Source organism: Rhodococcus xishaensis (assembly GCF_004011825.1).
Taxonomy (GTDB): Bacteria; Actinomycetota; Actinomycetes; order Mycobacteriales; family Mycobacteriaceae; genus Prescottella; species Prescottella xishaensis.
The window spans coordinates 1-25,454 of the sequence record NZ_RKLO01000003.1; the positions used below are offsets into that span (position 1 = coordinate 1).

Consider the following 25,454-nt stretch of genomic DNA (forward strand, 5'->3'; position numbering starts at 1 on the left):
GATCAAACAAACGATCGCGTCCGGGTCGGTGTCCGAGCCGCTCTGACCCGAACCAAGTTACGCCTGCGTTTCCCCACCGTCAAACCACCAGGTCGCCAACCGAATACACCACATTCACCCAGGTCACCCGCTGGAAGCCGGCCGATAGTAGACAGAAGACGACTTTGTGACGCCGAGCACAGAATCTCGCGCGCCACTCACTCTGTGCCGACTCGGCGAATGTCGCCCCCGAGATCCGAGAGATCCTCGACGAACCTCGGGTATCCCCGATCGATGTGATAGACGTCGTGCACTTCGGTCACGCCATCAGCAACCAAACCTGCCAACACAAGACCGGCCCCCGCGCGAATGTCAGAGGACCACACAGGTGCACTCGACAACTCAGGAACACCACGAACAACCGCATGGTGTCCGTCCGTTCGTGCGTCGGCACCGAGTCGAATCATCTCCTCCACGAACCGGAACCGTGCCTCGAAGACGTTCTCGGTGATCATCGAGGTGCCCTCGGCGATGGCAGCCAGACCGATAGCCATAGGCTGCAGGTCCGTCGGAAACCCCGGGTAGGGAAGCGTCGCGAAGTTCACTGCCTGGGGACGGTTGGCCTGAACGACGCGGAAGCCGGTTGCCTCCACTGTGATCTGAGAGCCTGCTACCCGGAGTTTGTCGAGGACCAGTGACACGTGGTTGGGGTTCACACCGCGGACGAAGACGTCCCCGCGCGACATGGCTGCCGCAATTCCCCACGTGGCCGCGACAATCCGGTCTCCGATCACGCGATGCGACGTCGGCTCGAGCCGCTCGACCCCCCGAATCGTGAGCGTGGTCGAGCCCGCACCGCTGATCTTGGCGCCCATACGCGTCAGCATGTTGCACAGATCCACGATCTCCGGTTCGCGTGCAGCGTTGTCGATGACCGTGTCGCCCTTCGCCAGGACAGCCGCCATCAAGATGTTCTCGGTTGCGCCGACGGACGGGAATGCCAACCTGATATTGGCGCCGTGAAGGTCGTCGGCCTCGGCGACGACGCATCCGTGCTCGATCTCGCTGTGCGCACCGAGCAGTCGAAGGCCGGACTGGTGCATGTCGAGGGGACGCGACCCAATGGCGTCACCGCCGGGAAGCGCGACGACTGCCCTACGGCACCGTGCGACGAGGGGACCGAGCACACAGACCGATGCCCGAAACTGCCGGACTGCGGCGAAATCCGCGTGATATTTAGGCTGCGCCGGCGTCGTGATCGTTGCAACGTCGCCCTCGAGCACGACCTCGCACCCCAGACCGCGCAGCACATCCGCCATCAACGGGACGTCGAGAATGGCCGGGCAGTTGCTGATGACGGTCGTACCCTCGGCCAGCAGTGCGGCAGCCATCAACTTCAGGACGCTGTTCTTCGCCCCACCCACTGAAACCTCACCGACGAGTCGGTTTCCGCCGGTGACCAGAAAGCGTTCACTCACAGTCGCACAGCCTAGCCAGGGAAATGCGATTCATGGTGAGCGGTACCGTTAGCCCATGGCTGTGCATCTGACACGGATCTATACCCGCACCGGCGACGACGGGACGACTGGCTTGAGTGATTTCTCCCGCGTGTCGAAGAACGATCCACGCCTTGTCGCGTACGCGGACTGCGACGAGACCAATGCAAGCATCGGTGTCGCGTTGGCGCTGGGCGAGCCGCCCGAGGAGATTGTCGAAGTTCTCCGACAGATCCAGAACGATTTGTTCGATGCCGGCGCCGATCTCTCCACGCCGATCGTCGCCGAACCGAAGTACCCGCCGCTGCGAGTGACACAGTCCTACATCGACCGCGTCGAAGCTTGGTGCGACAAGTTCAACGAACGACTCGAGCCCCTGAACTCCTTCATCCTTCCGGGTGGGACTCCGCTGGGAGCGCTCCTGCACTCCGCACGCACCGTTGCGCGGCGGGCCGAGCGCTCGGCGTGGGCCGCTGTCGAGGCAAGTCCGGACGATACGAGTGTGCTACCGGCGAAGTACCTGAACCGGCTGTCGGACCTGCTGTTCATCGTCAGCCGCCTCGCCAATCCCGGTGGCGACGTCCTCTGGAAACCTGGTGCTGGCGGCGGCGCCTGAACCGTCGACCCACCTACATATGACGAAAGGAAGGCCTGACGGCCTTCCCTCGGCACAACCTATTGACGGCCGCGCATCGAACGCCCCGAAGGCCTCGATTCGACCCAGGACAAGAACGCGGTCAACGCACCACGATCAAGCGCGATCTCGTAGGTGCGGTCACTGTCAATGACCTCGAGAATCACGATCTCGTCGGTCATGATGTCGTACTCGTCTCCGACCGGACCGCGCCGGGCCCGGATCTCGATGCCCTGGCGGGACATTCGGGAATCCGGACCCGGACGCAGACTCGACAGCTTGTAGAACACGAGAACGCCGTCGCCGTAGCGCACCACCCCGTGCCGCCAGCCGCTCCCACCAAGGGCCGGGGTGATCCGCAGAATCGCCGCAGTACCACCGCGACGCAACACCGTCAGCCGGTACACGAAAGCCGCGACGCACGCCGCGAGCAGGACTACCAGAATGATGAGAACAACCATCCCGATTGTCACTGCTCGTCGGCTCCGTCGCGGCTCTTCGTAAAGGGATCAGGCGCGCTCGACTGCTCGCAGCTGGCCCTTGGCGGCAGCAAGCGCCTCCTGGTCCTCGTTCGTCTCCGCCAGGACGGCCCTGGCCGCCTCGACATCGATGTCCTCGGCCAGGTCGGCTGCCTCGGCGAGGATCGTCACCGTCGTGGCGGTCACCGAGAGGAAACCACCGTGCACGGCCGCGACCACGCGATCGCCGTCGACGGTCGTGATCGCAACCACGCCGGCCTCGACGAGCTGGCCGAGGACCGGCTCGTGTCCGGGCATGACGCCGATTTCTCCCTCGGTCGTCTGGGCGGTGACCAGCTTCGCCGATCCAGACCAGAGTCGCTGCTCGACGGCAACGAGTTCAACGGTCATCTCAGCCATGTCGGTCTACTTTCCGGTGATCTTCTTGGCAGCGGCCTCGACGTCGTCGAGCCCACCGCAGCTGTTGAAGGCCTGCTCCGGCAGGTGGTCGAACTCGCCCTTGCAGACGCGGTCGAACGCCTCGATGGTGTCGCGCAGCGGCACAACCGAACCGACCTCACCGGTGAACTTCTCGGCGACGATGAAGTTCTGGCCGAGGAACTTCTGGATGCGACGGGCGCGACCGACGAGGACCTTGTCCTCCTCGGAGAGCTCGTCCATACCGAGAATCGCGATGATGTCCTGCAGTTCCTTGTACTTCTGCAGGATTCGCTTGACCTCGTTCGCGACGCGGAAGTGCTCGGCACCGACGATGCCGGGCTCGAGGATGCGCGAGGTCGACGTCAGCGGATCGACAGCGGGGTAGATACCCATCTGCGAGATCGGACGTGAGAGCTCGGTGGTCGCATCGAGGTGCGCGAAGGTCGTGGCCGGCGCCGGGTCGGTGTAGTCGTCGGCGGGAACGTAGATCGCCTGCAGCGAGGTGATCGAACGGCCACGGGTCGAGGTGATGCGCTCCTGAAGCTCACCCATCTCGTCAGCCAGAGTCGGCTGGTAACCCACGGCGGACGGCATACGACCCAGCAGGGTCGAGACCTCGGAACCGGCCTGGGTGAACCGGAAGATGTTGTCGATGAACAGCAGAACGTCCTGCCCCTGGACATCGCGGAAGTACTCCGCCATGGTCAGCGCGGACAGCGCGACGCGCATACGGGTTCCCGGCGGCTCGTCCATCTGACCGAAGACGAGAGCGGTGTCCTGGAGGACGCCCATCTCCTCCATCTCCAGCTTCAGGTCGGTGCCCTCACGGGTGCGCTCACCGACGCCGGCGAACACCGACGTACCGGAGAACTCACGCGCGATACGGGTGATCATCTCCTGGATCAGAACGGTCTTGCCGACACCGGCGCCGCCGAACAGACCGATCTTGCCGCCCTTCACGTACGGGGTCAGCAGGTCGATGACCTTGATACCGGTCTCGAGGATTTCGGTCTTGCCCTCGAGCTGATCGAACGCCGGGGGCTTGCGGTGGATACCCCACTGCTCGCCGTTACGACCGGTGCCCGGCGCGTCGAGGCAGTCGCCGAGGGCGTTGAACACGTGGCCCTTGACGACATCACCGACAGGAACCGAGATCGGCTTGCCGGTGTCATGCACGGCGGCACCACGGACCAGACCGTCGGTCGGCTGCATCGAGATGGTGCGGACCAGGTTGTCGCCCAGGTGCTGCGCAACCTCGAAGGTCAGCGTCTTCGCCACCGACGGGAGGGTGACCTCCGAGTGCAGGGCGTTGAACAGATCAGGCACGGCACCGCGTGGGAACTCGACGTCCACGACGGGGCCGATGACGCGCACGACGCGGCCGGCAAGTGCCGACGCCGCGCTGGCGTTGGTATCGGTAACTGCTGCGGTCATGTGCTTCTAGTCACTTCCTGCACTCGAGGCGAGTGCGTCAACGCCGCCGACGATCTCGCTGATTTCCTGGGTGATCTGGGCCTGGCGAGCCTGGTTCGCCTGACGGCTCAGGGTGTTGGCCAACTCCGTCGCGTTGTCGGTGGCCGCCTTCATCGCGGTCCGACGAGCGGCAGACTCCGAGGCGGCTGAGTCCAGCAGCGCCGCGAAAATACGCGTGCTGATGTACTTCGGCAGCAGAGCCGCGAGCAGCGTCGAGGCCTCCGGCTCGAAGTTGTACACCGGCGTCGGACCGTCCCTGCCATCGTGCTGGCCGTTGGACAGCATGTCCTCGCCCAGCTCGATGTGGTCCTCGGTGTAAGCGACCTCGAGTGGCGCCATGCGGCGAACTTCCGGGGTCTGGGTCAGCATCGACACGAATCGGGTGTAGACGATATGGAGCTCGTCGACGCCCTCGATCGTGCCTTCGCCGTTCGGCGCCTCGACGTCCGAGCCGGAGCCCGCCATGAACAACTCGACGAGATGACGGCTCGCCCGCGCGGCGTCCGCGTAGCCGGGCTCCTGCGAGAATCCGGTCCACGCGCCCCCGGTCGTCCGGCCCCGGAAGGTGTAGTAGGCAAGGCCCTTGGCACCGAGCACGTAGACAATCGGCTCCTTGCCCTCGGAACGCAGGAGCTGAAGCAACTCTTCGGCTTCCCTGAGGACGTTGGCGTTGTACCCACCACACATTCCGCGGTCACTGGTCACGACCAGGACTGCGGCACGCTTCGGGTTGGGGCGTTCGTTGAGCAGCGGGTGGTCGAGCGAAGCCGACGCGCTCGCAAGCTCGGACAGGACCTTGGTGATCTCCTCGGCGTACGGCTTCGAGGCCGCGACACGCGCCTGCGCCTTGGTGATGCGCGACGTCGCGATCAGTTCCTGAGCCTTGGTGATCTTCTTGGTCGAGTTGACCGACTTGATGCGAGAACGCAGTTCGCGAATGCTAGCCATCTAGCGGTCACTCTCCCTTCAGATGTCGCTGGATCATGGGGATCACGCTCACTTGCTGACCGTGGTGCGCTTGACGGTGACCGTCTCCTGGCCGACCTCGGACGCGTCGAGTGCCTCGGCCTCGGCCTCGTTCACGACGCGCTTTCCGTCGGTGGTGAGGAAGCCGGCCTTGAACTTCTCCGTCGCGACCTTCAGCGCCGCGATCGAATCCTCATCGAGAGCCTTGCCACCCTTGATCTGCTCGTAGACGCTGCTGGCGTTGCGGCGCAAGTCCTCGAGCAGTTCGGCCTCGAAACGACGGACGTCGGCGACCGGAACGGAGTCGAACACACCCTCGCCGGCGAGGTAGATCGACACGATCTGGTCCTCGACGGGGATCGGCGAGTACTGGTCCTGCTTGAGCAGCTCGACGAGGCGCTGGCCGCGCTCGAGCTGAGCCTTCGAGGCGGCGTCGAGGTCGGAGGCGAAGGCCGAGAAGGCCTCGAGCTCGCGGAACTGAGCCAGCTCCAGACGCAGCGAACCGGAGACCTTCTTCATGCCCTTGGTCTGCGCGGCACCGCCGACTCGGGAAACCGAGATACCGACGTTGATCGCCGGGCGGATGCCCTTGTTGAACAGGTCGGACTCGAGGAAGACCTGACCATCGGTGATGGAGATGACGTTGGTCGGGATGTACGCCGAGACGTCGTTGGCCTTGGTCTCGATGATCGGCAGGGCCGTGAGCGAGCCGCCACCGAGCTCGTCGGACAGCTTCGCCGAACGCTCGAGCAGACGCGAGTGCAGGTAGAACACGTCACCGGGGTAGGCCTCGCGTCCCGGCGGGCGACGCAGCAGCAGCGAGATGGCACGGTACGCCTCGGCCTGCTTGGTCAGGTCGTCGAACACGATCAGGACGTGCTTGCCCTGGTACATCCAGTGCTGTCCGATGGCCGAACCGGTGTACGGTGCGAGCCACTTGAAGCCGGCGGAGTCGGAGGCCGGAGCGGCGACGATGGTGGTGTACTCCATCGCACCCTGCTCCTCGAGGGCCGCCTTGACGCCCGCGATGGTGGAGCCCTTCTGTCCGATTGCGACGTAGATGCAGCGGACCTGCTGCTTCGGGTCGCCGGTCGCCCAGTTGGCCTTCTGGTTCAGGATCGCGTCGACGCAGACCGCGGTCTTACCGGTCTTGCGGTCACCGATGACGAGCTGACGCTGGCCACGGCCGATCGGGGTCATGGCGTCGATGGCCTTGATGCCGGTCTGCAGGGGCTCCTCGACGGGCTGACGCTCGAGCACGGAAGCGGCCTGCAGCTCGAGTGCGCGGCTCTCGGTGGTCGCGATGTCGCCGAGCCCGTCGATCGGGCGGCCCAGCGGGTCGACGACGCGGCCCAGGAAGCTGTCGCCGACCGGCACCGACAGAACGTCGCCGGTCCGCCGGACTTCCTGACCTTCTTCGATGTGCTCATAGTCACCCAGGATGACGGCACCGATCTCGGTCGCATCCAAGTTCAGGGCCACGCCGAGCACACCACCCGGGAACTCCAGCAGCTCGTTCGCCATCGCCGACGGCAGGCCGGTGATGTGTGCGATGCCGTCGCTGGTGTCGGACACCACGCCGACCTCCTCACGGGAGGCCTCCGGTGAGTAGCTCGCGGTGTAGGTCTCAATCGCGCTACGGATCTCGTCGGAGGAGATCGTCAGCTCCGCCATGTTTTTCCTGCTCTCGGTATCTGGTCTTCGAAAAGATCGGGACTATGTGTTCGGTCGTCGGCTACTTGAAGGTCTTTCGCAGGGCAGCGAGGCGGCCGGCCGCGCTCCCGTCGATGACCTCGTGATCGACCCGGACGACCATGCCGGCCAGAAGGTCTGGATCGACCTCCACGTGCACGGTGACGGGCTTGCCGTAGGTGCGGGTCAGCGTCGCCGCAAGCCGATCGAGCTGTGCACTCGACAACGCCGAGGCGCTGCGCACGTGCGCAACGGCCCTGTTCCGCTGGGCGGCGGCCAGTGCCGACAACTCGTCGAACGCGTCCGCGGGAGCGGACCGCAGCCGACCGACGGCCTGGATGGCCAGGGCCTCGGTGATCGCGGTGACCTTGCCGTACAGCAGCCTCGACAGCAGTTCGCGCTTGCCGGCGACCGGTGTCGAAAGATCCGAAAGGACCTGCTCGAACTGCGGGTTCCCCGCAACGATGCGGCCGAGGCGGAAGAGCTCGTCCTCGACGGCATCGCTCTGGTTCTGGTCGGCCGCAGCCCGAAGCAGGGACTCACGCCCGAGCGTGACCAGGGAGTTCAGCAGATCTGCCGAGGACGACCAGTCCTGGCCCACGGCGGTCTCGAGGGCTGCCAGCGCCTCGGCGCCGACCTTCCCGGAGAACACCTGGCGGGCCAGGCCTCGCCGACCCGTAGCAGGCGCGGACGCGTCGGCGAGCGCGCTCCGGAGACCGCGCTGACCGTCGAGAACCTCGACCACCGAGAACAGCTCGGATCCGGCCTGCGCCGCGGCCGCGGTGGCCGCGCCGGCGGAAACGGAATCCAACGCCGCGGTGAGCGCAGAACGAGTCTGCGTCAGGGCTTCACGGCTCGCTGCGTACATGGTGCTCACTTTCCTGCTGCGGAATCGGCGCCGACAGCGTCCAGCTCGTCGAGGAAACGATCGACCGTTTGAGTACGCCGCACGTCGTCGGCGAGAGACTCCCCGATGACCTTCTCGGCCAAGTCGACAGCGGTCCTGCCGAGCTCGGCCCGCAGCTCGGTCACGATTTGCTGGCGCTGCGCGACCAACTGGCTGTGACCGGCAGCGACGATGCGGTCGCTCTCCTCCTGGGCCTGTGCCTTCATCTCGGCGATGATCTGCTGGCCCTGGGTACGTGCTTCCTCACGGATCTGGGCGGCGGCGCTCCGAGCCTCAGCGAGCTGGGCATGGTACTGCTCCAGTGCAGCCTTGGCCTCGGCCTGAGCCTCTTCGGCACGTTTGATGCCGCCGTCGATCTGCTCGGTGCGCTCGGCGAGAACCTTCTGGAACATCGGAAGGACAAACTTCCAGAAGACGAACCCGACGACCACCAGGGCAACGATCGACCAAGTGATGTCATACGTCGCGGGCAGGAGGGGGTTGTACTCCCCCTCGGCCGCGAGCAATGCAATGGTGGTTGACATGGTGTGTTCTTAGAAGATGAAGCCGGCGACAAGGCCGATCAGTGCCAGGGCCTCGGTGAACGCGATACCGAGGAACATCATGGTACGCACCTGGCCGGCCATCTCGGGCTGGCGGACCATGCCCTCGATCGCCTTACCGACGACAATACCGACGCCGATGCCGGGGCCGATGGCGGCGAGGCCGTAGCCGACTGCACCGAGACCGCTGAAAGTGGTCTCTTCCTGCGCGAGGACCTCAACTGCCTGAAGCGCAACGCTCATGTGGTGTTCCGTTCCCTTTCTGTTTCCCACCGCCGGTCGGCGGGTGGGTCAGGTCTGTCGATATGTATGAGTGGTCAGTGCGAGTCTGCGTGTAGGGCCAGGTCGATGTACACCGCGGTGAGCAGTGCGAAGACGTAGGCCTGCAGGGCGATAACCAGGAGTTCGAAGAACGTCATGGCGACGCCGGCGATGATCGACGGGATACCGAAGATCGCCTCGAACCCTCCGGCGGTGAAGAAGAAGTACTGGGTGGCGCTGAAGAACAGCACCAGCAGGATGTGCCCGGCAAGCATGTTGGCCATGAGTCGGACCGTCAGCGTGAACGGCCGGAGCACGAACGTCGAGAGGAACTCGATCGGGATCAGCAGGAAGTGCAGAAAAATCGGCACATTTGGCACCACGACGCTCGATTTGACGTACTTGAAGAAGCCGTACTTCTTGATACCGACGTAGTTGAATGTGACGTAGGCCACTACCGCGAGCACCAGCGGCATACCGATTCTCGCGTTTGGCGAGATATTCAGGAATGGGGTGATACTCGCGAGGTTACTTGCCAGCACAATGAAGAAGATCGTCGTGATGATCGGCAGGAAGCGCTTGCCCTGCTCCTTGCCGAGGATCTCTTCGGCGATGTTGATCCGAACGAAATCGAGGAAGAACTCGGCGACGTTCTGGACGCCACGCGGAACGATCTTCGGGCTCCGCATCGCGATGATGAAGAACAGCGCGACCACTGCCGACATCAGCAGACGGATCAACATCAGTCGGTCGAGCTCGAAGGGAGTACCCTCGAACAACAACGCTGGCGGGTAGAAATCATCGAGTGACGGCGGCGTATATTCACTCGCGGCCATGAAGGTGACGCTCAGCGGTCTCTCCCGTAGTCGGCCGCAGGCATTGCTGTCTGCGGTTCGATCGGACATTGACGATCTAACAAGTCGACCAGGTCGGCTCGCGTATTCGTCAGCAGCTCGAGACTCGGGCGAACCGGTCCTGGCGTCTGTCGGTGTCGGCGACTGTCGTCGACTCGGCAACGAGAAGGCGGTTCCATCCGAACCTTTGCTTCGGACAATTCCGACGACCCCTGTCGCCAGCAAACACCGAGACGCCGGGTTTTATGGACTTTCCCGTCGTCAGCGCGCTTGCCTGGCCCAGAGACTACCAAGACATCTACGACATTGTGTAGACGGGGTCCCCTAGGGCTTTGGAACACGTTCCGCAAACCGATTGCCTGGACCTACTGCGCAGTTCCCGAGTCCTCGTCGGACTCGGTCGGCGACACATACGGAACCTTTGTCTTCAGTACCCCGTAGGTCTCCGCGCCCAGCACGATCACCAGCGACAGGACAATGACGATCACCATCGCCTGGCGGTTGTAGAAGTCGAGCGGATCGAGGATCGCGAGCACCGTGATCGCCAGGATCATCTTCAACAACCAGCTTCCGAGCAGGACCGCGCCTGCGGTCATCGCCGGCAGCCTGGCCGTCAACAGCACGGCTACCGCCGTGCACAGGATGAACCCTCCGCCGACCGAGGCACCGAGCAGGGCACCCCACAGCCCGGCCAGACCGTCGACCAAGCTCGCGACGGCCGCACCGCCGACGGTGAGAACGAGCAGCCCGAAAAGTCCGTAGCGAAGTCCCCGGCGGAGGGCTGCGGTCGGATCGGCAGAATACGGCGCAGAGGTCGAAGTCACGGGACCCAAGGGTAGAGGACGTCCGCCCGCCCCGCCCCTACCGGCGGCGATCCAGCTGCAGCCCACGCCATGAAGGCACGGCCGTCACCACAAGCGCGAACACCAGACCTCCCGCCACCAGCAGGACGACCACGCGTCGGTCGATCAGCGCGGACCCGACGGCGCCGAACGCGAGGATCGCGACCCACAGATAGATCAGCAGGACGACCCGGCGGTGCGAGTGCCCGATCTGCAGCAGCCGATGGTGCAGGTGCATCTTGTCAGGACTGAACGGACTCACGCCCGCGCGGGTCCGTCGGACGATCGCAAGCAACAGATCCAGGATCGGGATGAACATCACGGCACCCACGAGCAGAAGCGGCGACAGCAGACCGAGCAGATCACGTGATCCGTACGCGCTCAAGCTGATCCGGCCGGAAGCGCTGGTCGACACCGCCGCCAACGTCAGGCCGATCAGCATCGATCCCGAATCGCCCATGAAGATTCGCGCCGGCTGGAAATTGTGTGGCAGGAAGCCGAGGCAGGCTCCGGCAAGGGCCGCGGCGATCATGGCCGGCGGGTAGGCGCTCGCTGCACCACCCTGGTCATGCAACAACCCCACCGAGAACGCACAGATCGCGAGCGACGCAATCAAACCGAGTCCCGCGGCGAGCCCGTCGAGACCGTCCACGAAGTTCATCGCATTGATCATCACGACGGTCACAGCGACCGTGACGAGCCCCGCCTGCAGCTGGTCGAGAATCACCGTGGTGTCACCGAACGGCTGGTAGATGATGTACCAGCTGACCCCCATGACTGCGAGGATTCCGGCGGCGGTGACCTGACCGACGAACTTGGTCAGTGCATCCAGACCCCAACGGTCGTCAATCACCCCGACCAGCACGATCACGAAACCCGCCACCAGGACCGCACTGATGTCGCTCGAGAACTCGAACCCGCGGGTCAGCGCCGGGAGCTGCCCCGCGAAGAGCAACGCGACGAGCATCCCGACGTACATACCGACCCCGCCGAGACGGGGTATTGGCTGCACATGCACGTCGCGGTCACGCGGAATCGCAACGGCCCCGAACCGGGTGGCCAATACCCGGACGGCTCCGGTCCCGAGGAAGGTGACCACGGCCGCCGTGAACAGCACCAGCAGCAACTCGCGCACCGGCACGCCCGCCCCGTTTCCTGCCTGGGCAAGCGCCAGCACGGCCGTATCCGCAGAACTCACTTCGACGACGCTACCGGCCCGCCAGCGCGGGGGCGGGATTGAACACGACGGGTCCGATCACGGATCACTTTCCTTCAGGCAGCAAGGTTTCGACGGCAACCCCGAGCGCCTCGGCGACGTCGGCGGTAGGCACAGCGCCCTCGCGAAGGATGCGCGGCTCGTCCGAGGTGATATCGACGATCGTGGACGCCAGGGCGTGTGTCGCGGTGCCGCCGTCCAGGTAGACGCTCGCCGCCCCACCCAATTGGTCGCGGGCCTCTTCGACGGTGGTGGCCGGCGGCCGGCCCGAGATATTTGCGCTCGATACGGCCATGGGTCCGACGTCACGCAGCAGTTCGAGCGCCACCGGGTGCAACGGCATCCTGAGCATCACGGTGCCGCGACTGTCGCCGAGATCCCAGGCCAGCGAAGGAGCCTGCTGCACTACGACGCTCAGCCCACCGGGCCAGAAGGCCTTGATCAGGTCACGAGCCTGCGGGCGCACCGAGTACACGAGGCCATCGATCGTGTTCCAAGAGCCGACCAGTACTGGAACCGGCATGTCCCGACCGCGGCCCTTCGCCCGCAGAAGGCTGGCAACGGCGTCGCCGTCGAATGCGTCAGCACCGAGACCGTAGACGGTGTCGGTTGGGAGGACGACGAGTCGGCCGGCCTTGAGCGCGTTCTTCGCCGCGGTCAGTCCTGCTTCACGATTGTCGGGATCCTTGCAGTCGTAGACAGTGCTCACGCTGTCATCCTTCCATTCACTGCGGGTCCGCCGTCATCGCCGTGCCTCTTTCATCGCGCTGCCTCGAGGTTGGTGGCAATTCGCTGCGCGACGACGAATCGAGGCCGGCCGGCGAGGTCCGGGTGCTCCTCGACGTGGTCGAACACGCGACGGACCCGGAACAGCTCCGCGACCTGTGCGCCATTGGTGTCGTCGTGCTCAACACCCACGACGCCCCCGATGCGCAACCACCGGGCGATGTTGTTGATCATCGGCTTGATGATGGACAGCCCGTCGGATCCGCCGAACAGCGCGGGGTGAGGGTCGTGGTCGGCAACCTCGGGATCGAGCGTTGCGTTCTCGGGAATGTACGGAGGATTGGAAACAATCAGATCAACGCCGCCCTCCAGTCCGGTGAGCAGCCCACGGTCGGTCACATCGCCTTGGACGAGACGGATCGGCGTGTCTCCGGCCTCGCGCCGACGATCCGCATTGCGACGCGCCCACCCGAGGGCGTCGGAGTCGAGTTCGACCGCGTGCACGATGGCGTCCGGGCGCGCGTGTGCGATCGCCAGCGCGAGCGCACCCGATCCGGTGCACAGGTCGAGCACAACGGGCGCACGCCGGCCAGACGCCTCGAGATGCGCAAGAGCCCAGGCGAGGAGTAGCTCCGTTTCGGGTCGCGGCACGAAGACGCCGGGTCCCACTTCGAGCGTGACATCGCCCATCGCCGTCGATCCGGTGACGTGCTGCAGCGGTATTCGTTGGGCACGACGGGCGACCAGTTCCCGGTACTCGTCGACGATGGTGGCGTCCACCAGCGGCACCAACCCGAGCCGGGTGCGTTCTACCCCCAGCACGTGGGCAGCGAGCAGTTCAGCGTCCACCCGGGCTGAAGGAACTCCGGCCCGTTCCAACTCGGCGGCTGCGTCGATGATGGCCATGCGGAGAGGTTGTCGACTCACGGGTACAGACTGCCATGTCGGTCACAGACCCAGCACGGATAGGTGGCGGACAGCTTGCGTCCGGTTTGAGGGGTCCGCACGGCGATAGAATGCGACCGGTCTGAATATCGTCAGACGGGGGCCGGATGAAGTAAGGACCGTTCCTATGTTCTCCGCCAGCGCGGCCCGCATTCTCGCGACCGCAGTTCTCGCCACAGCCACCATGTACGTTGGATCGGCGGTCGCGCTCGCTGCGCCGTTCAACGTACAACCGACACCGACGATCTGCCCGGGCGGCATGGGCCCGGTGGACGTCACAGCCCTGCCGGGAGGCCGCCTCGTGGTCAGCGTCCCCGAACCTCCGCCAGCTGGTGGAGGCAGGGTGGTCTGGGTCAACACCAGCACCGGTGCCACCGGGATCACCACACTCACCAACAACGGCAACCGTGCCGAGGTCGTCGCCGACACCGGGCCGGGCACGGTCATCACAACGATCGACGGGGTCTACACCAACGGCGCGGGTCAACCGTGCGTTCTGGCGCAAGGGGGCGTCGGGACGACGGTCGTTCCCTGACCGCTACTCGGCAGCCAGTCGCGCCTCACGGTCCGCCTGCCCGAGGGCGTCGAGCAGAGCGCCCATGTCACCCTCGAGCACGGCGTCGAGGTTGTGTGCCTTGAACCCGATTCGGTGGTCGGTGATGCGGTTCTCGGGGAAGTTGTAGGTGCGGATGCGCTCGGAGCGGTCGACGGTACGGATTTGGCTCTGTCGGCCGGCGGATGCTTCCGCGTCCGCGGCTTCCTCGGCCGCGGCCTGGAGACGAGCAGCGAGAACCTGCATGGCACGGGCCTTGTTCTGAAGTTGGGAACGCTCGTTCTGGCAGGTCACGACGATGCCGGTCGGCAAGTGGGTGATACGGACCGCGGAGTCGGTGGTGTTGACGCCCTGGCCTCCCTTGCCCGACGACCGGTACACGTCGATACGTAGGTCCGATTCGTCGATCTGGACCTCCTCGACCTCCTCCGGCTCGGGGTAGACGAGGACTCCCGCCGCGGACGTGTGGACGCGTCCCTGCGACTCCGTTACCGGGATGCGCTGCACGCGGTGCACGCCGCCCTCGAACTTCAGACGCGACCAGACGCCGTCACGGACGTCGCCCTTCGACTTGATCGAGATCGTCGCGTCCTTGTATCCGCCCAGGTCGGATGCCGTGGCGTCGAGGATCTCAACACGCCACCCGGCTCGCTCGGCGTAGCGGACGTACATGCGGGCAAGGTCCGATGCGAACAGGGCGGATTCCTCGCCACCCTCACCGGACTTGAGCTCGAGCACGACGTCGTCGCCGTCGTGCGGGTCCCGCGGGGCGAGCAGGTCGGTGAGTGTCTCGTCGAGCTTTGCCACCGCCTCCTCGAGGGCGGGAACTTCGGCGGCGAACGCGGAATCGTCGGCGGCCAGCTCGCGGGCCGCCTCGAGATCCTCTTGCGCCGCCTTGAGCCTTGTGTAGGTCGCCATGACGGGAGCGAGTTCGGCGAAGCGCTTGCCCACTTTTCGCGCCACCGCCGGGTCGTTGTGCAACGCCGGGTCAGCGAGTTGCTGCTCGAGGGCCGCGTGCTCGGCCAGGATGTCGTCGATCGCCGACGGCTGAGTCGTCCCTGCCATGGTTGGCTCCTGTTTCACGTTCGGCGCACTTGTCGGTGTTTGTGTCGGATGTTCGTCGAGACCTCTCCGAACCGCGGCAAGTGCGCCAACGCGGGGGGAGGACGATACAAAAACGCCGACGCCCGGCCTGCAGGAATCGCAGGACGGGCGTCGGCGGGGCAGCTACTTGTCGGCGGCCTTCTTGGGAGCACGCTTGCCGTAGCGCGCCTCGAAGCGAGCGACACGTCCACCGGTGTCGAGGATCTTCTGCTTGCCGGTGTAGAACGGGTGGCACTGCGAGCAGACTTCGACGTTGATTCGTCCACTCTGCGCGGTGCTACGGGTCTCGAACGTGTTGCCACAACCACACACGACGGTCGTCGCAACGTATTCGGGGTGGATTCCAGCCTTCATGGTGTCCCTTTCAATGGCCGCCGGGTCGACTTCGCCGTTCGAAGCCGTGAACCGGAACCGGACATAGTTGTCACGCGGGCGATCATTCTGCCAGATCGCCGACGTTTACTCCTAAACACGAGCGTGATCTTCAACGCAACACCGGGCAGGATGATTCCCACCCGGCGTCGCTCGACGTCAGTCCTCCAGCGCGCTGGGTGCAGTCTTCGAGACGTTCATCAGGAACTCGACGTTGCTCTTGCTCTTCTTGAGTCGATCGATCAGCAAGTCGATCGCCTGGTGCGAATCCAGACTGGACAGCACGCGCCGCAGCTTGTGCACGACGGCGAACTCGTCGGGGCTCATGAGAAGCTCGTCCTTACGAGTACCCGACGGGTTGACGTCGACCGCCGGGAACACACGACGCTCGGCGATCTTGCGATCGAGCTTGAGCTCGGCGTTGCCGGTGCCCTTGAACTCCTCGAAAATCACAGTGTCACCGGTGGAACCGGTCTCGACCATCGCGGTCGCGATGATCGTCAGCGATCCACCGTTCTCGATGTTGCGGGCCGCGCCGAGGAAGCGCTTCGGCGGGTAGAGCGCCGTCGAGTCGACACCACCGGACAGGATGCGCCCGGACGCCGGCGACGAGTTGTTGTAGGCACGGCCGAGGCGAGTGATCGAGTCGAGCAGCACCACGACGTCACGGCCCTGCTCGACGAGCCGCTTCGCGCGCTCGATGGCGAGTTCGGCAACCGAAGTGTGGTCTGACGGCGGGCGATCGAAGGTCGAGGCGATGACCTCGCCGTTGACCGATCGCTGCATGTCGGTGACCTCTTCCGGCCGCTCGTCGACGAGGACGACCATCAGGTAGCACTCGGGATTGTTGACCGAGATCGCGTTCGCGATGTCCTGGAGGACGGTGGTCTTACCGGCCTTCGGCGGCGACACGATCAGCGCGCGTTGCCCCTTGCCGATCGGCATGACCAGATCGATCACGCGGGTCGTGAGGATGTTCGGCGTGGTCTCGAGACGCAGGCGCTGGTTCGGGTACAGCGGTGTGAGCTTGTTGAATTCCGGCCGCTTGCGTGCCGCCTCGGGCTCGTGCCCGTTGACGGTGTCGAGCCGCACCAGCGGGTTGAACTTCTGCCGCTGGTTGCCCTGCTCACCCTCGCGCGGGGCACGGACCGCGCCGGTGATGGCATCGCCGCGGCGCAAGCCGTTCTTGCGAACGAGGTTCATCGAGACATAGACGTCGTTCGGGCCGGCCAGATAGCCCGACGTCCGGACGAACGCGTAGTTGTCGAGGACGTCGAGAATGCCGGCGACTGGCTGAAGGACGTCGTCCTCACGGATCTCGGGCTCGCGGCCCTCGCCTGCCTCGCCGCGGTCACGTCCGCGACGACGCTCCCGGAAACGACGACCACGACGTCCGCGGCCTGTCTCTTCGTCATCTCCGTCACGGCGTTCGCCGCGGCCCTCGCCACGCGGACCACCGCCGCCCTGGTTGCGGTCACCGCGTTCACCACGGTCGCCGCGGTCTCTGCGGCCACCACGGTCGCCACCCTGCTGGCCCTTGCCCTGTTCACGTGTGCCCTGCTCGCGCGTGCCCTGCTCGCGCGTCTCGCCCTTGGCGTCGGTCTCCTTGACGCCTTCCTTGTCTTCGGCGGGGCGGGCTTCGACGTTGCCAGCCTCGGCAGGGGCCGTCGCGGCAGTGGCGCCGCTCTCGCTGTCGGCACCCGACTGCTCGGCGGCACCGGCCCGGCGGGTTGCCCCACGGCGTTGACGACCACGGCGTGGCGCCTGCTCGGCATCGGAGTCTTGCGTGTCGGTGGGGGCAGGTCCCGACGACGCCTGCTCACCACGCGAGTCCGCCTTGTCCGCGGCAGGCGCCGCGACGGCCGAACCAGACGAACTGTTCGCTGGCTTGGCGGCGGCTTCTCCCTGCCGCTCCTTGATGGCGGCTATCAAGTCGCCCTTTCGCATTCCCGAAGTGCCCTTGATACCGAGTTCACCCGCAAGCGAACGAAGCTCGGCGAGCACCATTCCGGAAAGCCCGGCGCCCCGTCGGGCCTCGGCGCGTTTGGTCGACGCGGCAACCGCACCCTCGTGCGGTGCAGCGTCGGATATCTTCGGAGGATTACCTGCCCCAGCACCCGCGGCCTCTGCCAGGGATTCTCGAACGGGCGTCGCAATCAGGTCCGTATCGGTCACGGAGGTCCTTTCCTTCCCTCGCTCGCGCAGCGCTGAGCTGAGGGTTCGTCCCGCAGTTCAGCCGACAACTGAACTCGGATATGCCGTATCCGGTGGATGGAAAATCGGCCTGTCCCCCATCACATCACCCGAGAAGGCGGGTGCTGTCGATCGATCAACGCATAAGAAATCGCGTGAGGATCATGCCAGGTATCCCCCGGGGAAATGGAGTAATTGCCCTGGTGAAGCACCGGCGTCTGAAGCGCACGATGTACGGACACGCTCAGAATAGCGGCGAACGCTTCGTTCGGCAAGAACTGATCCTGAGCGAGTCCGGCTAATTCACTTGCACGCCATCCGCGATCTCGAGTTCGAGAACCCGAATGCCTTCCCGCTCGGCTTCGCTGCGGAGTTCGTGCGGGAACGGCCGATCGGACAGGGCCAGCACGGTAGGGCCGGCCCCCGACACGGTGGCCGCGATCCCGACCGCCCGCAGCTTCGCGATCCATTTGCTCGTGACCGGTAGCGCCGGAGCGCGCTGCGTCTGGTGCAGCTTGTCCTCGGTGGCAGTCATCAACAGGTCCGGACGCTGGGTGAGCGCAACCACAGCGAGCGCACCGCGGCTGACATTGAACGCTGCGTCGCGGTGGGGCACCATCTCCGGCAGCAGACCGCGAGTCAACGCGGTCGACGACCGCTCGGAGGGCACGAGGGCCACGACTCGGATGTCCGGGTGCACGGGGAGTCGCACCGCGGCGTAGAGACGCTGCGACTCGTCATCGGCATCAATTTCGCTCCACGAGACGACAGCCCCGCCGAGCACGCTCGCCGCCGCGTTGTCGGGATGCCCCTCGAACTCCGACGACAGCTGCACCATCTGCTCATCGGTCAATGCCAACTCGGGCGCGGCCTTGCGGGCCAGGCCATTGCCGGCAGCGAGGCCACCCACCGCGGCCGACGCCGACGAACCGAGTCCTCGGGAGTGAGGAATGGTGTTCCGGCACAGCACGTCCAAACCATCCGCCCACAGCCCAGCCGCCTCGAGGCCACGCTCGATCGCACGGACGACAAGGTGGGAGGGACCCCACGGGACGTCGTCCGCGCCCTCGCCCTCCACCCGGATGGTCAGTCCCGAATCCGTGGTCGTGACGGTAATCTCGTCGTACAGCCCGAGCGCGAGACCTAGTGTGTCGAATCCGGGACCGAGGTTCGCGCTCGACGCGGGTACGCGCGCAGTCACCGTCAGCCCGGCGGGAAGGGTCCGTGTCATCGCCTGCTTCACTGCCGTGTCCGGAGCCGCGGTCACTACGCGAGCTCGAGGGCGGATGCCACGGCAACGGGATCGACCGGAATCGGCTGCACCGCAGGCATACCCGCGAGCGCTGCATCCGGGTCCTTGAGTCCGTTGCCGGTGACGGTGCAGACGACAGTCAAACCGGGGTCCAGCCAGTTCTCCTTCCGCGCTGCGAGAAGGCCCGCGACGCTCGCGGCCGACGCGGGCTCGACGAACACACCCTCTGTCGCGGCGATCAGGCGGTACGCCTCGAGAATCTCTTCGTCGGTGGCGGCCCGGAACGCTCCGTTCGACTCCTCCTTGGCGGCGACGGCGCCATCCCACGACGCCGGCGCGCCGATGCGGATCGCTGTCGCGATGGTCTCCGGATTCTTGACCGGCGCACCCAGAACCAGCGGCGCCGCACCCGCAGCCTGGACACCGAGCATCCTTGGGCGCACCGAGGTGATGCCGTCCGCGAAGTACTCGGAGTAGCCGCGCCAGTAGGCGGTGATGTTGCCCGCGTTGCCAACCGGCAGCGCGTGCACGTCGGGCGCCCTGCCGAGCGCGTCACAGATCTCGAACGCGGCCGTCTTCTGGCCCTCGATGCGCACCGGGTTCACCGAGTTGACCAGACCGATCGTCGGGAACTCCGCGGTTGTCTTGCGGGCCAGTTCGAGACACTCGTCGAAGTTACCCTGCACCTGGATGATTCGCGCACCATGCATGACGGCCTGCGCAAGCTTGCCCATCGCGATCTTGCCCTGCGGCACCAGCACTGCGCAGCCCATACCTGCCTTCGCGGCGTATGCGGCGGCGGAAGCCGAGGTGTTGCCAGTCGACGCGCACAGCACCGCACGCTGCCCCCGGGCGAGCGCATCGGTGACGGCCATGGTCATCCCGCGGTCCTTGAACGAGCCGGTGGGGTTGAGGCCCTCGACCTTGAGGTAGACGTCGCACCCGGTCAGCTCCGACAGATGCCCGGCAGGCAGCAGGGGCGTCCCGCCCTCACGAAGCGTGATGGTCTTCCAGTCCGGTCCGATCGCAAGCCGGTCGCGGTAGGCCTCGATCAGCCCCGGCCACGGCCTGTGGACGGGGGTGGCCTTCTCCTCAGCCTTGGGGTGGACGCCGGTCATTCGGAGGTACCTTCCAGTCGGAGCACGCTGGTCACAGCGGTTACGGATTCGAGTTCGGCAAGAGCGGCAACCGTTTCCGCCAATGCTGCGTCGTTCGCGAGGTGGGTGACGACCACCAGACGCGCGCCGTCACCGGCACCCTCCTGACGGACCGTCGAGATGCTGATCCCGCGCTTGGCGAACTCGGCGGCGACCGCGGAGAGCACACCGGCTCGGTCGGCCACCTGCATGTTGACGTAGTAGCGGGTCGGGATGTCGCCCATCGGCGCGATGCGCAGATCCGCATACTTCGACTCTCGCGGACCGCGGCCGCCGTGTACTCGGTTGCGCGCGGCCATGACCAAGTCACCCATGACCGCGGAAGCGGTGGGAGCCCCGCCGGCGCCCTGACCGTAGAACATCAGCCGACCGGCATTGGCCGATTCGACGACGACGGCGTTGTACGCGCCGTTCACGCCGGCGAGTGGGTGCTCGCGCGGTACGAGAGCCGGGTACACCCGTGCCGAGACGCGCTCGCTGCCATCCGCTTCGACGACGCGCTCGCAGATCGACAGCAGCTTGATCGTGCAGTCGAGAGCTCTGGCGGCGTCGAGGTCCGCGGCCGAGATCTTCGAGATGCCCTCGCGATACACGTCGGCGGCGGTGACGCGGGTGTGGAAGGCGATCGAGGCGAGGATCGCAGCCTTCGACGCGGCATCGAACCCTTCGACATCGGCGGTGGGGTCGGCTTCGGCATAGCCCAGGCGTCCGGCCTCGGCGAGCGTATCGGCGTAGTCGGCACCGGTCTCGTCCATTGCGGACAGGATGAAGTTGGTGGTGCCGTTCACGATGCCGAGCACACGGTCGACCCGGTCACCAGCGAGCGACTGCGTCAGCGGACGGATCACCGGAATCGCTCCGGCGACGGCAGCCTCGAAGTACAGGTCCACGCTCTGCCGCTCGGCAGCCTCGGCGAGCTCACCGGTGTACTCGGCGAGCAGAGCCTTGTTGGCGGTGACGACCGACTTGCCGGCATTGAGTGCGGCGAGCACCAGCTTGCGGGGCAACTCGATGCCGCCGATGACCTCTACAACGACATCGACGTCATCGTGGGTCACCAACGACTCGGCGTCCGTTGTCAGCAGCTCCTCCGGCACACCGCGATCGCCGTCGATGCGGCGCACCGCGACGCCCCGCAGTTCCAGGCGCGCGCCGACTCGGGCCTCGAGGTCCGCTGAATGGTCCCGGATGATCCGGGCCACCTCGCTGCCCACGGTCCCGAGGCCTAGAACGGCCACCCCGATGGCGCGCTGCGCCGATTCGTTGGTCACTCCGCAACCTCCAAGCTGAGCAGATCTTTCACAGTTTCCCTACGCAAGATTAGGCGTGCGGTACCGCCTCGCACCGCGACCACTGCCGGGCGCGGGAGCAGGTTGTACCGGCTCGACATCGAGTAGCAGTATGCGCCGGTCGCCGCAACGGCGAGCAAGTCTCCCGGACCGAGGTCGTCCGGCAGCCACGTGTCCCGGATGACGATGTCACCACTCTCGCAGTGCTTGCCCACCACACGCGCGACCACCGGCTCGCCCACGCTATCGCGCGAGACCAGACGAGCATCGTAGTCCGCCTGGTACAGCGACGTGCGGATATTGTCGCTCATCCCGCCGTCGACGCTGACGTAGCGGCGGGTTGCCCCGCCGTCGAGCGTGACGTCCTTGGTGGTTCCGACCTCGTAGAGCGTGACGGTACCCGGGCCGGCGATGGCTCGCCCCGGCTCGACCGTCAGCGTCGGCACCGGCAGCCCCGCGGCCTTCGACTCGGAAGCGACGATGTGGGCGAGCTTGCCGGCGAGCGCGTCGACCGGCGGTGGGTCGTCGCTCGGCACGTACGAGATGCCGAGTCCGCCGCCGAGGTCGACGATCGACAGCTGTGACGTCTTCTCGACACCGAACCGGTCGACGATCTGGCGCATGAGGCCTATCACACGATGCGCGGCCAATTCGAATCCGTCGACCTCGAAGATCTGTGACCCGATGTGGCTGTGCAAACCGACCAGACGCAGATTGTCGGACGCGAAGACTCGCTCGACGGCGTCCATAGCCTTGCCGCCGGAGAGCGAGAATCCGAACTTCTGATCCTCATGCGCGGTCGCGATGAACTCGTGGGTGTGGGCCTCGACACCGACGGTGACGCGAACCAGGACGTCCTGCACGACACCCTGGCGCGCTGCGAGCTCGTCCAGGCGTTCGATCTCGACCAGCGAGTCGAGCACGATGTGGCCGACGCCGGCGGTGATCGCAGTCTCGAGTTCGGCGACCGACTTGTTGTTGCCGTGCATGGTGATCCGCTCGGCCGGGAAGCCTGCATGCAACGCCACCTCGAGCTCGCCGCCCGACGAGACGTCCATCGACAGGCCCTCGTCGCGTACCCAGCGGGCGATCTCCGTGCACAGGAATGCCTTGGACGCGTAGTGCACTCGCTCGGCGCCGCCGAACGCATTTGCCATGTCCCGGCACCGGGAGCGGAAGTCGTCCTCGTCGACTACGAACAGCGGGGTTCCGTACTTCTCGGCGAGCTCGGTGACAGGGACACCGGCGAGCCGGACTTCACCGTCGTCGCCGCGCTCGGCCCCGCGCGGCCACACGTGCGGCGGCAACATCGTCATACTCGACGGTGTCGCCGGGCGCGGCGGCAACCCGGGGGCGTGCTGGATCTCGGCGTGCCGGGGTCCGGCAGGGTGCGCGTTCACATCCGCTCCGGTGCGCTCACGCCGAGCAGCTCGAGGCCGTTCGCCAGAACCTGACGCGACGCGTCACACAGTGCCAGACGTGCGATGTGCAACTCGGTGACCTGTTCGTCGCCCTGCGGGAGGATGCGGCACACGTCATAGAAGCGGTGATACGTCCCAGCGAGTTCCTCGAGGTACCGAGCGACGCGATGCGGCTCACGCAACTCGGCCGCCTTGGCGACGACGCGCGGGTACTCGCCGATGGTGCGGATCAGGTCACCTTCGCGGTCGTGGGTCAGCAGACTCAAGTTCGGGTTCTGCGAGCTGAGGCCCATCTCGGCCGCGTTGCGCCCGACCGAGCACAGGCGCGCGTGCGCGTACTGCACGTAGTACACCGGGTTTTCGTTGGTTGCGGCGGCCCACAGCTCGAGGTCGATGTCGAGGCTCTGGTCCACCGACGAGCGCACCAGTGAGTATCGGGCGGCGTCGATGCCGATCGCCTCGACGAGGTCGTCGAGAGTGATGACGGTGCCGGCTCGCTTGCTCATCTTCACGGCCTCGCCCGCGCGCACGAGGTTGACCATCTGACCGATCATGACCTCGACGGTGTCGGGATCGTCGCCGAACGCGGCGGCAGCGGCCTTGAGCCGGCCGATGTAGCCGTGGTGGTCGGCGCCGAGCATGTAGATGCACAGGTCGAAGCCGCGGGCGCGCTTGTCCTGGAAGTACGCGATGTCACCGGCGATGTACGCGGCGTTGCCGTCGGACTTGATGACGACGCGGTCCTTGTCGTCGCCGAAATCGGTGCTCCTGAGCCACCACGCACCGTCCTCGTGATACAAGCTGCCCGAGTCCTTGAGAGTCTCGACAGCCTTGGTGACGGCGCCCGATTCGAACAGCGAATACTCGTGGAAGTAGACGTCGAAATCGACACCGAACTCGTGCAGCGTGCGCTTGATGTGCGCGAACATCAGCTCGACACCGATGGATCGGAAGGTCTCGTGACGCTCGGCGTCGGGCAGCTCGAGCGCACCGGGGGCCTGCTTCAGCACCTCGGCTGCGATATCGACGATGTACGCACCTGCGTAGCCGTCCTCGGGCGCCGACTCGCCCTTGGCCGCGGCGATGAGCGAGCGTGTGAACCGGTCGATCTGGGCGCCGTGGTCGTTGAAGTAGTACTCGCGGGTGACGGCTGCGCCCTGCGTGGTCAGGATCCGGCCGAGAGCATCACCTACGGCGGCCCAGCGGGTGCCACCGAGGTGGATCGGGCCGGTGGGGTTAGCGGAGACGAACTCGAGGTTGATGCGCTTGTCGGCGAGCGCATCGCCCGAGCCGTAGGCCGCGCCGGCCTCGAGTACCCTGGCGACGATCACACCCTGGGCATCGGCGTCGAGGCGAATGTTGAGGAAGCCGGGCCCGGCGACCTCGGCCGACGTGACACCGTCGGCAGCGCTCAGGGCCTCGGCGAGCCAGGTGGCGAGATCACGCGGATTCGTACCGGCCTTCTTGGCGACCTGCATCGCCACATTGGTGGCGTAGTCGCCGTGCTCAGGGTTGCGGGGACGCTCGACCGTGAGAGTCGCAGGCAGTACGGAGACGTCGAGTCCCCGCTCGGCGAGCACCTTCGCGGCGGTCCCTCGGAGCAGTTCGGCAAGGTCGGCTGGAGTCACAGGAGTCCATCTTATTGCGTGTACCGCAGGGGCGGATAACCAGTGTCAATAACTGGTATGGGCCTCTCAAAGGTTCCTTTCAGGGTCGAAACGTACAGTGTGATGGATCCCGAGGGAGCTTCGGAGGCTCCTCATCCCCTCGGGGACGCCCTGTCCAATCACCGAAAGAGCACTCATCGATGCCTAGCGGTTCGGAAAATCGCGGTTCCGGCGCCAAGAAATCCGGGGCCAAGTCAGCGAAAGCGATCAAGGCAGCCCGGAAGCAAGGCGGCGTGCCCAACGGCAAGCGTGGAGGTGGCGTACCCCGCCAGATTCCATGGATGACGATCGGCGCCGTCGGCGCGGTTGTCGCACTCATCGCCGTCCTCGCCGTCGGCCTGTGGCCGAAGTACCTGGCCAAGAAGGAGGCCGACAAGTTCGCCCCGACGGCGTCCAACCAGGATCCGTCGATGGCGATCGACGGTGTCGTCAAGATCGACTACCCGGCCGGCCAGCACGTCGGGCCCACCCAGCGAGTCGCGTACGACCAGTCCCCTCCGTTCGGCGGGACGCACGATGCCGTCTGGGCCACCTGCACCGGCACGGTCTACGCCGACGCGATCCGGTCCGAGAACGCCGTTCACTCACTCGAGCACGGCGCGGTCTGGATCACCTACAACCCGGACGACATCGGTGACGAGCAGCGCGAGAAGCTCGCCGACCGGGTCGAAAGCAAGGGTGGCTACATGATGATGTCGCCATACCCGGGCCTCGACACGCCAATCTCGCTGCAGTCGTGGGGCCACCAGCTCAAACTCGACAACGCCGACGACGAGCGCATCGACCAGTTCATCACCGCGTTGCGCCTGAACCGGTACATGTATCCCGAGCCGGGAGCGACCTGCGCGACCATTCCGGAATCGTTCGATCCTCAGAACCCGCCCCCGTTCGATCCGAGTGCGCCCGGACCCGATGCTGTCCCGATGAACGACAGCGGGATCGCGCCGGACAACAGCACCGACATGCAAGTCCCGGCTGGGGCCGACCAGCCCGGCGTCGGCGCAAACGAGTGAC

At 65.8% G+C, this 25,454-nt stretch carries 25 protein-coding genes; 3 read left to right on the plus strand and 22 right to left on the minus strand.

The window, feature by feature from the left end; genetic code table 11:
- Nucleotides 1-197 precede the first annotated feature (197 nt).
- A complete protein-coding gene (gene murA / locus EGT50_RS07460) occupies nt 198-1,457 on the minus strand; it encodes a UDP-N-acetylglucosamine 1-carboxyvinyltransferase (RefSeq protein ID WP_127952360.1) in 1,260 nt (419 codons plus the stop codon).
- Between the two features lie 55 nt (nt 1,458-1,512).
- Between murA and EGT50_RS07465 the strand changes: the two genes are divergently transcribed.
- Complete coding sequence (locus EGT50_RS07465; protein WP_127952363.1) at nt 1,513-2,091, plus strand: cob(I)yrinic acid a,c-diamide adenosyltransferase; 579 nt, start codon at nt 1,513-1,515, stop codon at nt 2,089-2,091.
- A gap of 59 nt (nt 2,092-2,150) precedes the next feature.
- On the opposite strand, the gene EGT50_RS07470 is transcribed toward EGT50_RS07465, so the two are convergent.
- The 13 genes from EGT50_RS07470 to prmC form a co-directional block, all read right to left on the minus strand.
- Entirely contained in the window at nt 2,151-2,570 is a 420-nt protein-coding gene (locus EGT50_RS07470; protein WP_127953840.1) for a DUF2550 domain-containing protein, read from the minus strand.
- A gap of 48 nt (nt 2,571-2,618) precedes the next feature.
- Nucleotides 2,619-2,987, minus strand: a complete 369-nt coding sequence (locus tag EGT50_RS07475; protein WP_127952366.1) for a F0F1 ATP synthase subunit epsilon — start codon at nt 2,985-2,987, stop codon at nt 2,619-2,621.
- 6 nt (nt 2,988-2,993) lie between these two features.
- Nucleotides 2,994-4,442: a F0F1 ATP synthase subunit beta gene (gene atpD / locus EGT50_RS07480; RefSeq protein ID WP_127952369.1), complete on the minus strand. Its 1,449-nt coding sequence runs from the start codon at nt 4,440-4,442 to the stop codon at nt 2,994-2,996.
- A 6-nt stretch (nt 4,443-4,448) separates the two neighbouring features.
- Nucleotides 4,449-5,429 (minus strand): F0F1 ATP synthase subunit gamma, encoded by a 981-nt coding sequence (locus EGT50_RS07485; RefSeq protein WP_127952372.1) that lies wholly within the window; start codon nt 5,427-5,429, stop codon nt 4,449-4,451.
- A gap of 48 nt (nt 5,430-5,477) precedes the next feature.
- Complete coding sequence (atpA, locus tag EGT50_RS07490) at nt 5,478-7,121, minus strand: F0F1 ATP synthase subunit alpha (RefSeq protein WP_127952375.1); 1,644 nt, start codon at nt 7,119-7,121, stop codon at nt 5,478-5,480.
- 61 nt (nt 7,122-7,182) lie between these two features.
- A complete protein-coding gene (locus EGT50_RS07495; protein WP_127952378.1) occupies nt 7,183-8,007 on the minus strand; it encodes a F0F1 ATP synthase subunit delta in 825 nt (274 codons plus the stop codon).
- Between the two features lie 5 nt (nt 8,008-8,012).
- A complete protein-coding gene (locus tag EGT50_RS07500) occupies nt 8,013-8,570 on the minus strand; it encodes a F0F1 ATP synthase subunit B (protein WP_127952381.1) in 558 nt (185 codons plus the stop codon).
- A gap of 9 nt (nt 8,571-8,579) precedes the next feature.
- Complete coding sequence (locus EGT50_RS07505) at nt 8,580-8,831, minus strand: ATP synthase F0 subunit C (RefSeq protein WP_127952384.1); 252 nt, start codon at nt 8,829-8,831, stop codon at nt 8,580-8,582.
- Nucleotides 8,832-8,905: 74 nt separating this feature from the next.
- Nucleotides 8,906-9,754 (minus strand): F0F1 ATP synthase subunit A, encoded by an 849-nt coding sequence (gene atpB / locus EGT50_RS07510; protein ID WP_127952387.1) that lies wholly within the window; start codon nt 9,752-9,754, stop codon nt 8,906-8,908.
- A gap of 314 nt (nt 9,755-10,068) precedes the next feature.
- Nucleotides 10,069-10,527 carry a hypothetical protein gene (locus EGT50_RS07515; RefSeq protein WP_164873361.1) on the minus strand — a complete coding sequence of 153 codons (459 nt, stop codon included), beginning with the start codon at nt 10,525-10,527 and terminating at the stop codon, nt 10,069-10,071.
- A gap of 37 nt (nt 10,528-10,564) precedes the next feature.
- The gene (locus EGT50_RS07520; protein WP_127952389.1) at nt 10,565-11,743 is read right to left on the minus strand and encodes a glycosyltransferase family 4 protein; all 1,179 of its coding nucleotides are present in this window, start codon (nt 11,741-11,743) and stop codon (nt 10,565-10,567) included.
- Between the two features lie 64 nt (nt 11,744-11,807).
- Complete coding sequence (locus EGT50_RS07525) at nt 11,808-12,470, minus strand: L-threonylcarbamoyladenylate synthase (protein WP_127952392.1); 663 nt, start codon at nt 12,468-12,470, stop codon at nt 11,808-11,810.
- Between the two features lie 50 nt (nt 12,471-12,520).
- Entirely contained in the window at nt 12,521-13,414 is an 894-nt protein-coding gene (prmC, locus tag EGT50_RS07530) for a peptide chain release factor N(5)-glutamine methyltransferase (RefSeq protein ID WP_127952395.1), read from the minus strand.
- A 145-nt stretch (nt 13,415-13,559) separates the two neighbouring features.
- On the opposite strand from prmC, the gene EGT50_RS07535 reads away from it, so the two are divergent.
- A complete protein-coding gene (locus tag EGT50_RS07535; RefSeq protein WP_127952398.1) occupies nt 13,560-13,967 on the plus strand; it encodes an amidohydrolase in 408 nt (135 codons plus the stop codon).
- Between the two features lie 3 nt (nt 13,968-13,970).
- Here EGT50_RS07535 and prfA read toward each other — a convergent pair whose 3' ends face one another.
- The 8 genes from prfA to argS all read right to left on the minus strand — a co-directional run bounded on the left by prfA (nt 13,971) and on the right by argS (nt 24,401).
- A complete protein-coding gene (gene prfA / locus EGT50_RS07540; RefSeq protein WP_127952401.1) occupies nt 13,971-15,050 on the minus strand; it encodes a peptide chain release factor 1 in 1,080 nt (359 codons plus the stop codon).
- Nucleotides 15,051-15,212: 162 nt separating this feature from the next.
- Entirely contained in the window at nt 15,213-15,443 is a 231-nt protein-coding gene (rpmE, locus tag EGT50_RS07545; protein ID WP_127944216.1) for a 50S ribosomal protein L31, read from the minus strand.
- 177 nt (nt 15,444-15,620) lie between these two features.
- Nucleotides 15,621-17,636, minus strand: a complete 2,016-nt coding sequence (gene rho / locus EGT50_RS07550) for a transcription termination factor Rho (RefSeq protein ID WP_127952404.1) — start codon at nt 17,634-17,636, stop codon at nt 15,621-15,623.
- Between the two features lie 316 nt (nt 17,637-17,952).
- On the minus strand, nt 17,953-18,885 hold the full coding sequence (gene thrB, locus EGT50_RS07555) for a homoserine kinase (RefSeq protein ID WP_127952408.1): 933 nt from the start codon (nt 18,883-18,885) through the stop codon (nt 17,953-17,955).
- Nucleotides 18,886-18,920: 35 nt separating this feature from the next.
- Nucleotides 18,921-20,024, minus strand: a complete 1,104-nt coding sequence (thrC, locus tag EGT50_RS07560) for a threonine synthase (protein ID WP_127952411.1) — start codon at nt 20,022-20,024, stop codon at nt 18,921-18,923.
- On the minus strand, nt 20,021-21,334 hold the full coding sequence (locus tag EGT50_RS07565) for a homoserine dehydrogenase (protein WP_127952414.1): 1,314 nt from the start codon (nt 21,332-21,334) through the stop codon (nt 20,021-20,023). The genes thrC and EGT50_RS07565 overlap by 4 nt, the downstream gene beginning before the upstream one ends.
- Complete coding sequence (gene lysA, locus EGT50_RS07570; RefSeq protein WP_127952417.1) at nt 21,331-22,752, minus strand: diaminopimelate decarboxylase; 1,422 nt, start codon at nt 22,750-22,752, stop codon at nt 21,331-21,333. Before lysA ends, EGT50_RS07565 begins: the two co-directional genes overlap by 4 nt.
- Entirely contained in the window at nt 22,749-24,401 is a 1,653-nt protein-coding gene (argS, locus tag EGT50_RS07575) for an arginine--tRNA ligase (protein ID WP_127952419.1), read from the minus strand. Before argS ends, lysA begins: the two co-directional genes overlap by 4 nt.
- A 179-nt stretch (nt 24,402-24,580) precedes the next feature.
- Between argS and EGT50_RS07580 the strand changes: the two genes are divergently transcribed.
- A complete protein-coding gene (locus EGT50_RS07580) occupies nt 24,581-25,453 on the plus strand; it encodes a DUF3105 domain-containing protein (RefSeq protein ID WP_127952422.1) in 873 nt (290 codons plus the stop codon).
- Nucleotide 25,454 lies beyond the last annotated feature (1 nt).